At 46.5% G+C, this 11877-nt stretch carries 14 protein-coding genes; 10 read left to right on the forward strand and 4 right to left on the reverse strand.

The annotated features are described in order from the left end of the window. Positions 1-62 precede the first annotated feature (62 nt). Positions 63-926: a glucose uptake protein GlcU gene (gene glcU, locus WA325_RS14675; protein WP_024120228.1), complete on the forward strand. Its 864-nt coding sequence runs from the start codon at positions 63-65 to the stop codon at positions 924-926. A gap of 18 nt (positions 927-944) precedes the next feature. Beyond that, the gene (gdh, locus tag WA325_RS14680; RefSeq protein WP_336183876.1) at positions 945-1730 is read left to right on the forward strand and encodes a glucose 1-dehydrogenase; all 786 of its coding nucleotides are present in this window, start codon (positions 945-947) and stop codon (positions 1728-1730) included. Between the two features lie 42 nt (positions 1731-1772). Here gdh and WA325_RS14685 read toward each other — a convergent pair whose 3' ends face one another. From WA325_RS14685 to WA325_RS14695, 3 genes are read right to left on the reverse strand one after another with little or no spacing between them, the layout of a single operon-like run. Further along, a complete protein-coding gene (locus WA325_RS14685) occupies positions 1773-2393 on the reverse strand; it encodes a YcnI family copper-binding membrane protein (protein WP_326327080.1) in 621 nt (206 codons plus the stop codon). Positions 2394-2406: 13 nt separating this feature from the next. Continuing rightward, positions 2407-4032, reverse strand: coding sequence for a copper resistance CopC/CopD family protein (locus WA325_RS14690; RefSeq protein WP_336183865.1), 1626 nt, complete (start codon positions 4030-4032; stop codon positions 2407-2409). Between the two features lie 34 nt (positions 4033-4066). Continuing rightward, positions 4067-4639, reverse strand: coding sequence for a DeoR family transcriptional regulator (locus WA325_RS14695; RefSeq protein WP_227598998.1), 573 nt, complete (start codon positions 4637-4639; stop codon positions 4067-4069). Positions 4640-4801: 162 nt separating this feature from the next. Here WA325_RS14695 and WA325_RS14700 point away from each other — a divergent pair, with 162 nt between their 5' ends. From WA325_RS14700 to WA325_RS14730, 7 genes are all read left to right on the forward strand, one after another. Next, positions 4802-5155 (forward strand): hypothetical protein, encoded by a 354-nt coding sequence (locus WA325_RS14700; RefSeq protein WP_105955197.1) that lies wholly within the window; start codon positions 4802-4804, stop codon positions 5153-5155. Positions 5156-5322: 167 nt separating this feature from the next. After that, positions 5323-6756: a PTS mannitol transporter subunit IICB gene (locus tag WA325_RS14705; RefSeq protein ID WP_024120234.1), complete on the forward strand. Its 1434-nt coding sequence runs from the start codon at positions 5323-5325 to the stop codon at positions 6754-6756. Positions 6757-6780: 24 nt separating this feature from the next. Then, positions 6781-7212, forward strand: a complete 432-nt coding sequence (locus WA325_RS14710; RefSeq protein ID WP_059291950.1) for a PTS sugar transporter subunit IIA — start codon at positions 6781-6783, stop codon at positions 7210-7212. Between the two features lies 1 nt (position 7213). After that, positions 7214-8335 carry a mannitol-1-phosphate 5-dehydrogenase gene (locus WA325_RS14715; RefSeq protein WP_336183866.1) on the forward strand — a complete coding sequence of 374 codons (1122 nt, stop codon included), beginning with the start codon at positions 7214-7216 and terminating at the stop codon, positions 8333-8335. An 88-nt stretch (positions 8336-8423) separates the two neighbouring features. Then, positions 8424-9488, forward strand: a complete 1065-nt coding sequence (locus WA325_RS14720) for a tartrate dehydrogenase (protein WP_336183867.1) — start codon at positions 8424-8426, stop codon at positions 9486-9488. A 124-nt stretch (positions 9489-9612) separates the two neighbouring features. Continuing rightward, positions 9613-10173, forward strand: a complete 561-nt coding sequence (sipU, locus tag WA325_RS14725) for a signal peptidase I sipU (protein WP_336183868.1) — start codon at positions 9613-9615, stop codon at positions 10171-10173. A gap of 56 nt (positions 10174-10229) precedes the next feature. Then, complete coding sequence (locus WA325_RS14730; RefSeq protein WP_024120239.1) at positions 10230-10622, forward strand: 3-hydroxyacyl-ACP dehydratase FabZ family protein; 393 nt, start codon at positions 10230-10232, stop codon at positions 10620-10622. 35 nt (positions 10623-10657) lie between these two features. On the opposite strand, the gene WA325_RS14735 is transcribed toward WA325_RS14730, so the two are convergent. Beyond that, positions 10658-10822 (reverse strand): hypothetical protein, encoded by a 165-nt coding sequence (locus WA325_RS14735; RefSeq protein ID WP_024120240.1) that lies wholly within the window; start codon positions 10820-10822, stop codon positions 10658-10660. A 131-nt stretch (positions 10823-10953) separates the two neighbouring features. Between WA325_RS14735 and WA325_RS14740 the strand changes: the two genes are divergently transcribed. Beyond that, positions 10954-11703 carry a Cof-type HAD-IIB family hydrolase gene (locus tag WA325_RS14740; protein WP_105955192.1) on the forward strand — a complete coding sequence of 250 codons (750 nt, stop codon included), beginning with the start codon at positions 10954-10956 and terminating at the stop codon, positions 11701-11703. Positions 11704-11877: the final 174 nt, after the last annotated feature.

Below are 11877 nucleotides of genomic sequence, written 5' to 3' on the forward strand. Positions count from 1 at the left end.
ATAAACACATCAATTCCAGCCAAAATAACAGCAAATACATTTTGAAAGAAGGTTCCCCAACAATGGATTTATTTTTGGCTCTTCTCCCGGCTTTGTTTTGGGGGAGCATTGTTCTCTTCAATGTTAAATTAGGCGGCGGGCCGTACAGCCAAACACTGGGAACGACGATCGGGGCGTTAATTGTTTCTATCGTTATTTATTTGTTTGTCCAACCCGTCTTGTCCATGCGCATTTTTATCGTTGGAATTATATCCGGCTTATTTTGGTCACTTGGGCAGAGCAACCAGCTCAAAAGCATTCAGTTAATGGGTGTGTCCAAAACGATGCCGATTTCCACAGGGATGCAGCTTGTTTCCACCTCACTGTTCGGCGTCATTGTTTTCCGAGAGTGGTCAACACCGATTTCGATTACACTTGGAGTCCTCGCTCTTATCTTTATTATTGTCGGTATCGTTCTCACGTCATTAGAAGATAAGAAAGACAAAAAAGATGGAGAGCCGAGCAACTTAAAAAAGGGCATTTTAATCCTTCTGGTCTCGACATTGGGTTATTTGATTTATGTCGTTGTCGCAAGATTATTTAATGTATCTGGATGGTCCGCCCTGTTGCCGCAGGCGATCGGGATGGTCATTGGAGGGGTCATTTTAACCTATAAGCACAAGCCCTTTAATAAGTATGCCATCCGAAATATTCTCCCGGGCTTAATCTGGGCAGGGGGAAATATGTTTTTGTTTATTTCTCAGCCGAAAGTCGGCGTTGCCACAAGCTTTTCTCTCTCTCAAATGGGAATTGTCATCTCGACGCTTGGCGGTATTTTCATCCTGCGTGAAAAGAAATCAAAACGCCAGCTGATTGCGATTGCGATCGGGATTGCACTGATTATTGCGGCTGCCGTATTTTTAGGAATTGCCAAAACGAATTCATAACAGTTAAGGAGGATGAATATGTATCCGGATTTAAAAGGAAAAGTCGTCGCTATCACAGGAGCTGCTTCAGGATTAGGAAAGGCAATGGCCATTCGCTTCGGCAAGGAGCAGGCGAAAGTGGTCATCAACTATTACAGTAATAAACAGGATCCAAACGAGGTAAAAGAAGAGGTCATCAAGGCGGGCGGTGAAGCCATTGTCATCCAAGGAGACGTAACGAAAGAGGAAGATGTGAAAAACATCGTTCAAACAGCGATTAAAGAGTTCGGCACACTCGATATTATGATTAATAATGCCGGTCTTGAAAATCCCGTGCCTTCTCATGAAATGCCGCTCAAGGATTGGGAAAAAGTCATCAGCACGAACTTAACGGGCGCCTTTTTAGGAAGCCGTGAAGCGATTAAATATTTTGTTGAAAACGATATAAAAGGAAATGTCATTAATATGTCGAGCGTACATGAAGTGATTCCGTGGCCATTATTTGTTCACTATGCGGCAAGTAAAGGCGGAATCAAGCTGATGACGGAAACATTGGCATTGGAATATGCGCCGAAAGGCATTCGTGTCAACAATATCGGGCCAGGCGCGATCAACACGCCAATCAATGCTGAAAAATTTGCTGATCCTAAGCAGAGAGCAGATGTAGAAAGCATGATTCCGATGGGATATATCGGTGAACCGGAGGAAATTGCGGCAGTGGCAGCCTGGCTTGCTTCGAAGGAAGCCAGCTACGTCACAGGCATTACGTTATTCGCGGACGGCGGTATGACACAATACCCTTCCTTCCAGGCAGGACGCGGATAAATCAAAAAAAGCGATCCAGAACTCATCTGGATCGCTTTTTCTTTAGGCGCGCTTTTTCTTTACAAGAGCTGCAACAGATAAAATAATGGCTGCCGCAGACATCACAATCGCTGTGATATCAAGAGCCGATGAACCTGAGTCTGCAGAAGCAGAATCATCTTTCGTTTGAGTGGCGCCATGCTCATCTGTTACTTCTTTGGCTGCGGTGATTTTTGTGATGGCATGAGGCGTATCCGCATCTTCATCGCCTGTCCATTCAACAATGCTGCCGTCTTTGTAATATTGATAAGCATCCCAAGCGGCTTCCTCTGCTTTATCAGGGTTTTTGGCAACAAAGGTAAACTGCTGGAACTGGCCTTCCTGAATGCCTCCGTCAGTGGCTTCCCACGTCACGGACACTGATTTGTCGTCGTGTTTGGCAGTAGACACCTTCCACCCCGGAACCGGTTCGTATTGCTGGAACTCAACATTCTTTGGCATTTTTAAAACAACCTTTGTTGTCGGCTGGTTTTTTTCGGAAGGAACCTTCATTGTGTAGGTCTCCCATGAGCCTGCGGCGGATTCAGCCGGTTTTACAGACACGTGCGCGCTGGCAGGCGCCGTAAAGAATAAAAGAGAGCCGATAACAGCTGGACATAGTGTGAATGCGATTTTTTTCAACAACTCAAACACTCCTTTAATTTGTCTTTGTAAACATGATATTGATTTCGTTAAAGTCGCCGGTTAGTCCGTGGACTTTGATCTTCCAGTTTCCCTTTTCATTAATGGACAGGTTTTCAGTCTGGAAGATGCCATCTGTTTTTTCCTTCAATTGAAACGTGCTTTTGTTTTTATTGCCTGACAGTCCCGTTTTATAAACGGTCAAGGTGATTTGCTGAATGTTTTTTACTGGGTCTCCGCTATGATCGGTAACCCTGAGTTCAAACTCGTTTTTGCCGGGCTGGTTCGGGCTGATGCTGAGAGAAACACTTTGCCCGTTTTCAATCGCTTTGGTTTGATAAAACGGTTCCGGTGCAGGCTCAGGCGGACTTGGCAGACTTGTAAATATGGCAGCTGTGATCAGGACGGCGATGCCGATTGCCCATTCCGCTTTTAGCGTGCGGGTGATTTTGGACCCCTGCCGTTTTCTGGTGAGCAGAAAATGAATACCGCCCAGAATCAGCATCAAAACAAACAGTCCGCTTTTGACTAACAAGGCTTGGCCATACGCCGTATGGAACAGTGAATCCATTGACCGAATGATGAAAAATCCATTGAGCAAGCCCGAGAACAAAATGACACCAACTGCTGTGAGCGCCCATGGAGAGAACCGTTTCACCGTCTCCCAAGCAAGCGTTTTGTCCGGCTGTCTCCACTCCTGTGACAGCAGTAAAACGATGGCCGCTATTCCGCCGATCCAGATGGAGGCGGCCGATAAATGAAGGAAATCCATCAGGATACCGACTGTCTTTTCTTCAACAACAGCGGCATGTCCGGTAAACGCTTTGGCAAGCAGGAGACCGAAAAAGAAAATAAGCGGCGCCGTCCAATAGGCGAAGGACGCAAAACGCTTTTTGCGTAACACTGGGATGGCAGACAGGACAAGCAGTACATACAGCACGGCCTGAATCATCCAAATTGTGCCTCCCGCGGTTTCAAACAGCGTCTCCTTCATGTACCCCGGCTGAAAGGCATTGCCCCAGCCGCCGCCTGCATTCGCTTTTGTCTGTATCGGAAGCTGAAGCAGGAGCGCCAGCCCCAGCACAGTGACTGAGATGACAAGCATACGCTTCGTCCGTTTGGCGAATTTTTTTCCGTCCCCTTTATACCAGAAGAGATGGAAGAAAACGGTCCCGATAAACAGAGAAAAGGCTGTATACAGAATGGCGCGGTCTGCTGCTGTTCCCGGATTCAGGGCTGAGCCTGATGTTTTCTGGCTGCTGAACCCTCCATCCGCTTTTCCGATGCTGAACGGGATGACGCCGGAAACAGGGTGCCCGTCTGCCGAAACGGCATTCCATTCCGCTCTGTACACGTCATGAGGCAGATTTTTTTTCAGCTTCACGGTCATGATGTGATTGTTGTCTTTTTTGATTTCTGTTTTGTCCGTATCCACCCGGTCGCCGTCTGAATTATAGACTTTAATGTAGTGAAAGCCCTCTTCAACCGGTTCATTAAATTCAATTTCCACCTCTGCGGGAGCGCTTTTTAATTCACTGTTTTCTCCGGGCGAAGATTTGACAATATAGGCGTGAGCAAAGCTTGTTTTCGGAAGGAAAACAAGAAAAAGCAGAAGTATGATCCACCATCTGTTTCGTTGCATTACTCAGACACCACCTTCCGCTAATTATATTGTGTTATTTCTTGGTGCAGGTGCAGCGCTTTTTTCTGTCCCTCAGCATGTCTTCCAGAGCTTGATCGAAGGTGCGGACGGCTCCGCCAAAGCCTTTTTGAAAACGTTCAGCATGGTCAAGAGTCGCAAACGGTATGGCCTGCGGCTGGCAGCAGTGCAGATTTAATTCAGCGTTTACAACAAAATAAGCCGAAGCGGCACTGACCGTAGTTTGTAACAGAAAGTCTTTGCAAATCAAATGAGAAACCTCTTCCGTTTTATCTGCATACCGCAAAAACGCGCAATGTGCGCAGCACAGCTGTTCAATGTCTTGTGTCACCGTGATCAGCTGGACCGAATAAGCGTGATTGGCCGGCTTTAGGCAATAGCTGCACGTGTGATCAGCCTGAAGCGCACGGGCTGGGAGCGTGATGCCGCCGGCCGTTTTTATCACCTGGTTTGATTGGACAAGCTGATTGACATCTCTGTATACTGTCATTTCTGACACACCGAACCGCTGACTGATATCAGAAATTCTGAGCGCGCCTTCTTTTTTCAGCCACTCAAGTATGTGCTGCTGTCTATTAATCGGAAGCATTCATACATCCCCTTCATTAAGATCTTCTTAAGCGTAGAGGATTTCAAAGACCGAGACAAGTATGCTGATGATAAAAAATGTGAAAATGTGTTGAACAGTAACAAAACGAAACAGAATGGTCTCTGGTATAATGGACATATGAATGGAGAGTGAAAATACCATATGAAAGAAACAGTATGCCCGAACTGCGGCAAACCTTTGACAGGCGACATGGTCAGATCGTCAAATGTCCCGTGCCAATTTCGCTGCGGACACTGCCGGGAACGGCTTTACGAATATAAAGTATCAGCTCCGATTATGATTGTGTCTTTGGCACTCATTGTGCTGCTTATTTATCTTTTGATGCTCCTTCGCAATGCGGCAGGCTCAATGGTTCCGGCCGTTCAGCATGTGCCGATGGCTGTTTTTGCGCTTGTGTGCGCCTATCCTGTATTTATTGTGAGTGAACGGATGATCGCGAAGTATGTGATTCAAAACGGCAAGATTATTTATAGAGGAAAGAGAAAAGGCTCCTAAAACAGGAGCCTTTTTATTTTTAAAAAATTGTCACACCCATGTGCCAAAGTCCTCTTTACTTTCAATTGTGCACACACTGTAAGCGTTTTAATATAGAGTCAAAGGGAAGCATCATTCTCTGACATTATCATTCTTTTAGCGACAAACAAAACAGGGAGGGTTTATATATGCAGCAAGAACAGCAGCAAGGCGGCATGAAAGTGAAAGTTCAGCGCTTTGGCAGTTATTTGAGCGGAATGATCATGCCGAATATCGGCGCGTTTATCGCGTGGGGCATCATTACCGCTTTGTTTATTCCGGCGGGATGGTTTCCGAATGAGCAGCTGAATACGCTGGTCAGCCCGATGATTACGTATTTACTGCCGCTTTTGATAGCGTATACAGGCGGAAAAATGATTTACGACCACCGCGGCGGAGTCGTCGGTGCGACGGCGGCAATCGGGGTAATTGTCGGGTCGGATATTCCGATGTTTCTAGGCGCGATGATAATGGGGCCGCTGGGCGGATATCTCATTAAGCAAACTGATAAATTATTCAAGGACAAAGTAAAGCAAGGCTTTGAGATGCTGATTAACAATTTTACGGCAGGAATTGTCGGCGCGGCTTTAACGATTCTCGCGTTTTATGCGATCGGCCCAGTCGTTCTGACGTTAAATAAATTACTGGCAGCCGGTGTAGAGGTCATTGTACACGCTAACTTGCTGCCTGTTGCAAGCGTTTTCGTGGAACCGGCGAAGGTCTTGTTCCTAAATAACGCGATCAACCACGGTATCTTAAGCCCGATTGGAATCGAGCAGGCAGCCAATACTGGAAAGTCAATTCTGTTTTTAGTAGAAGCAAACCCTGGACCGGGGCTTGGCATTTTGCTCGCGTATATGTTCTTTGGAAAAGGATCTTCAAAATCAACGGCTCCTGGAGCGGCAATCATTCATTTCTTCGGGGGGATTCACGAAATTTACTTCCCGTACATTTTAATGAAGCCGGCATTGATTCTGGCAGCGATTGCAGGCGGAGCAAGCGGACTCCTAACGTTCTCTATCTTTAACGCGGGTCTAGTTGCAGCATCGTCACCAGGCAGCATTATCGCATTGATGGCCATGACGCCAAGAGGCGGATACTTCGGCGTGCTGGCAGGCGTATTGGTCGCTGCAGCCGTTTCGTTCATCGTATCAGCAGTGATCCTGAAATCTTCAAAAGCAAGCGAAGAAGACCTCGCAGCGGCAACAGAAAAAATGCAGTCCATGAAGGGGAAGAAAAGCCAAGCTGCCGCTGCTTTAGAGGCAGAACAAGCAAAAGCTGAGGAAGCGTCTGAACTGTCTCCTGAAAGCGTCAATAAAATTATTTTCGCATGTGACGCCGGAATGGGCTCGAGCGCGATGGGGGCTTCGATTTTAAGAAACAAAGTCAAAAAAGCTGACCTGGATATCAGCGTGACCAACACGGCGATTAACAATCTGCCGAGCGATGCGGATATTGTCATTACCCACAAAGACTTAACAGATCGAGCAAAGGCAAAGCTGCCAAATGCGACGCACATATCAGTGGAGAACTTCTTAAACAGTCCGAAATATGACGAGCTTATTGAAAAGCTAAAAAAGTAATCTCATAGAAAGAGAGTGATACTCATGCAAGTACTCGCAAAAGAAAACATCAAACTCAATCAAACGGTTGCAACAAAAGAAGAAGCGATCAGATTGGCGGGCCAAACGCTGATTGACAACGGCTACGTGACAGACGATTATATTGAAAAAATGTTTGAACGGGAAGAAACATCTTCTACCTTTATGGGGAATTTTATTGCCATCCCCCACGGCACAGAAGATGCCAAAAGCGAAGTGCTTCACTCAGGGATTTCAATCATTCAAATTCCTGGCGGAGTAGAGTATGGAGAAGGAAACACAGCCAAAGTCGTATTCGGCATTGCCGGAAAAAATAACGAGCATTTAGACATTTTGTCTAACATCGCCATCATCTGCTCAGAAGAAGAAAACATTGAACGCCTGATTTCTGCGAAAAGCGAAGAAGATTTGATCGCGATTTTCAACGAGGTGAACTAGCATGATTGCCTTACATTTCGGTGCGGGAAATATCGGGAGGGGCTTTATCGGTGCGCTGCTTCACCACTCCGGCTATGAAGTGGTGTTTGCGGATGTAAATGACACGATGGTCGGCCTCCTTAATGAAAAACGGGCATACACTGTTGAACTCGCAGAAGAAGGGCGTTCATCAGAGGTGATCGGCCCGGTCAGCGCCATCAACAGCGGCAGCCAGCCGGAGGAGCTGTATCGGCTGATCAATGAGGCGGCGCTCATCACGACGGCTGTCGGCCCGAATGTATTGAAGCTGATTGCCCCGTCTATCGCAGAAGGCTTAAGACGGAGAAGCTCTGCCGACACACTGAATATTATTGCCTGTGAAAATATGATTGGCGGAAGCAGTTTCTTAAAAAAAGAAGTATACAGCTACTTAACAGAGGCGGAGCAGGAGGCTGTCGGCAACACTGTCGGATTCCCGAATTCCGCGGTTGACCGGATCGTGCCGATTCAGCATCATGAAGATCCGCTCAAAGTGTCGGTTGAGCCGTTCTTTGAATGGGTCATCGACGAATCAGGCTTTATAGGGGAAACACCGGCAATAAAAGGGGCGCTGTTTGTTGATGATTTAACGCCGTACATCGAACGAAAGCTGTTTACCGTTAATACCGGCCATGCTGTAACGGCCTATGTCGGCTATCAGCGCGGATTAAAAACGATAAAAGAAGCGATCGATCATCCGGAAATCCGCCGTGTTGTTCACTCAGCGCTGCTTGAAACCGGTGATTATCTCATCAAAACGTATCATTTTAAGCAATCAGAACACGAGCAATATATTAAAAAAATCATCGGCCGCTTTGAAAATGAATTCATCACCGACGATGTGACCCGTGTGGCGAGATCGCCGCTCAGAAAGCTTGGGGAAAATGACAGGCTTGTAGGTCCGGCGAAGAGAATCAAAGAGCCGAATGCGCTGGCTGAAGGCATTGCTGCGGCGCTGCGATTCGACTTTGCCGGTGATCCGGAAGCGGTCGAACTGCAAGCGCTGATCGCGGAAAAAGGATACAGCGGAGTGCTTCACGAGGTGTGCGGTATTCCGTCTCATGAACCGCTGCATGCCATCGTTTTAAAGAAACTGAATCAATAACCGGACCCGTGACTATACGTCACGGGCTTTTTTTACCATCTCGCAATCTAGTATAATAGAAAACGCTTACGATAACAGGGGGAGGAGAATGACGATGAAACAATTCGAGATTGCGGCAATACCGGGAGACGGAGTAGGAAAAGAAGTTGTAGCCGCTGCTGAGAAAGTGCTTCACACAGCAGCTGAGGTTCACGGAGGGTTGTCATTCTCATTTACGTCATTTCCATGGAGCTGTGACTATTACATGGAGCACGGCGAAATGATGCCTGAGAACGGAATACATACGCTTACTCAATTTGAAGCGGTTTTCTTGGGAGCGGTCGGAAATCCGAAACTGGTTCCCGACCATATTTCCTTATGGGGGCTACTGCTGAAGATCCGGAGAGAGCTTGAGCTTTCTATTAATATGAGACCGGCCAAACAAATGGCCGGCATCACGTCGCCGCTGCGGCATCCGAACGATTTTGATCTAGTGGTGATTCGCGAGAACAGTGAAGGTGAATACAGTGAAGTCGGCGGACGCATTCACAGGGGTGACGATGAAATCGCCATCCAAAATGCCGTGTTTACGAGAAAAGCAACAGAACGTGTCATGCGTTTTGCCTTCGAATTGGCGAAAAAACGGCGCGGCCATGTGACAAGTGCGACAAAATCTAATGGCATTTATCACGCGATGCCGTTTTGGGATGAAGTCTTTCAGCAGACTGCTGCTGATTACAGCGAGATTGAAACGTCATCCCAGCATATTGATGCGTTGGCCGCTTTTTTTGTGACGCGTCCGGAAACGTTTGATGTCATTGTGGCGAGCAACCTGTTCGGTGATATTTTAACCGACATCAGCTCGAGCCTGATGGGAAGCATTGGCATTGCGCCGTCTGCGAACATTAACCCGTCCGGCAAGTACCCATCCATGTTCGAACCGGTTCATGGCTCAGCTCCGGATATTGCCGGCAAAGGTCTTGCCAACCCAATCGGCCAGATTTGGACAGCGAAGCTGATGCTTGACCATTTTGGAGAGGAAGAACTGGGGGCAAAGATCCTCAATGTGATGGAGCGAGTCACGGCTGACGGCATTAAAACACGCGACATTGGCGGACAAAGCACGACGGAAGAGGTCACTGACGAAATTTGTGTGCGTTTAAGAAACTTATAAACATGCAGGCCGGGATGAATGGTTGCCCCGGCCGTTTTCAAAAATTTCAACAGATCACTAACCAAGAAGATCCAAATGCTGTATAATGACATGGAATTCTTAGGAAAGTATCAGGTGGAAGAAGTTGAACGCAAAAACGATCACATTAAAGAAAAAATCAAAAACCAAATGGATTGTACTCAGTACTGCATGTATTCTAGCTTTCATTTTCATGATCAGAATGGCGTTTTATATGCCCTATCTCGTTGAAGGTTCATCAATGGCTCCGACGCTAAAAGACTCAGAACGAATGTTGGTTGACAAAGCAGCCAAATATACAGGCGGGTTTCATAGAGGCGACATCATCGTGATTCATGACGAAAAGAGCGGCCGTTCATTTATAAAACGGTTAATCGGTTTGCCTGGCGACTCAATTATCATGAAGGATGATCAGCTATACATAAACGGTAAGAAAATCGACGAACCGTATCTAAAGGAACATAAACAAGAAATGCAAGCGTCAGGGGAAAATCTCACGAGTGATTTTGAAGCTGAGGTTCCTGCCGGCAAATATTTTGTAATGGGAGATAACCGTCTTAATTCGATGGACAGCAGAAACGGAATGGGGATGCCTTCTGATGAAGATATCATTGGTACGGAGTCTCTTGTCTTTTATCCGTTCAGTGAGATAAGAGTAGCAAAATGAATACATACGCAAAAAAGAGATAATGCTTGATGAAATGAAAGAAAGGGTGGAGAATGATGAAACCATATATGCTGCCTCACCGCTACCCATTTTTATTGATTGACGGCGTGACGGAAAGTGAGCCCGGCAAGCATGCGGCTGCTTATAAGCTGGTCAGTGAGAACGACTGGTTTATCACTGACACGCAAACAGAAATGCCGTTTTCACTTGTGATTGAAGCACTTGCGCAAACCGCGGCTTTTACAGGAATTACAGATGAGAACAGCTTGGGCTTATTGTCTTCCGTGAAGAAAGCGGAAAAGCTGGGCGCGGCCATACCCGGAGACCGGCTTGATCTTACGTTTGAAGTCACGCGCAACCGGCGCGGGTTTGTGTTTGGACATGCCAAGGCGTCAGTGGGCGGGCAGCCTGTTGCTGAAGCGGAAATCGGCATCTATATTGAAAAATAAAAAAAACCCTTCACTACGATTTGTGAGGGGTTCTATTATTTCGTATCGTAATCCCGTTCGCTTTGTGAGTCATCTCGTTGCTGCCGCTTTTGTTTTTCATCATTCATGTTTTCCTTCAGCTCTTCATTCGGTATCGGATCGGTCAAGTCATTATGTTCGGGGTTTTCATTAGGGCGGTTCTGCTGTTTTCTCTCTTTCATGTTTTATCACCTCACCATTTGTTTTCCTCTAATGTCTCTACTTGAAACATGTGAAATGGCTGTTTTGTTCCGCTGGGTATAATGTATTAGAATAGAATCAGAACAACTAAAAGATAAAGAGAGGTACATATATGTCTGTTCAAAGAGAAGATGTGAATATCAAGCTGATTGCTATTGATATGGACGGAACACTGCTGAATGACGAGCAGCTGATTTCAGACGAAAACCGCAACGCGATTCGTGAGGCGGAGGATAAAGGCGTTTACGTGGTCATCAGTACGGGCCGGACGCTGATGACGTGCCGGGAGCTGGCTGAGTCGCTGAAGCTGTCGTCTTTTTTAATCACGGCTAACGGAAGTGAAATCTGGGACTCGAATTTTAATTTAGTGGAACGCAAGCTGCTCCACACGGATCACATCAAAATGATGTGGGATTTGCGGAATAAGCACAACACTAATTTCTGGGCTTCAACTGTTAACAAAGTGTGGAGGGGCGAGTTCCCGGAAAACATCACTGATCATGAATGGCTTAAATTCGGATTTGACATAGAGGATAACGACATCCGAAACGAAGTGCTGGCGGAGCTTAGAAAAAATAAAGAGCTCGAAATCACAAACTCAAGCCCGACAAACATCGAGGTCAACGCGCTCGGCATCAACAAAGCCGCAGCCCTTGCGAAGGTTTCTGAAAAACTCGGCTTTACGATGGAAAATGTCATGGCGATGGGCGACAGCCTGAATGATATCGCGATGATCAAAGAAGCCGGGCTGGGCGTAGCGATGGGCAATGCCCAAGACGTCGTGAAGGAAACGGCTGATTGGATCACTGATACAAATATAGAAGATGGCGTCGCTAAAGCGATACGCCATTGGGTACTATAAGAAAAGAGTCCTGAGATAAGGACTCTTTTCTTTTTTTATCAGGGAGATCAGCTTGTAGAGAAAACGATGTTTTTTCTACAAGCTTTTTTGTTTCTTTAGATGCTTATTGTATTTTAGATACAGAAAAAGGCTCCCACATATCTATCCCTGCTTGGATAGGTATGTGGCAATCTT

This window comes from Bacillus sp. 205(2023) (assembly GCF_037027485.1).
GTDB classification, from domain to species: domain Bacteria; phylum Bacillota; class Bacilli; order Bacillales; family Bacillaceae; genus Bacillus; species Bacillus halotolerans.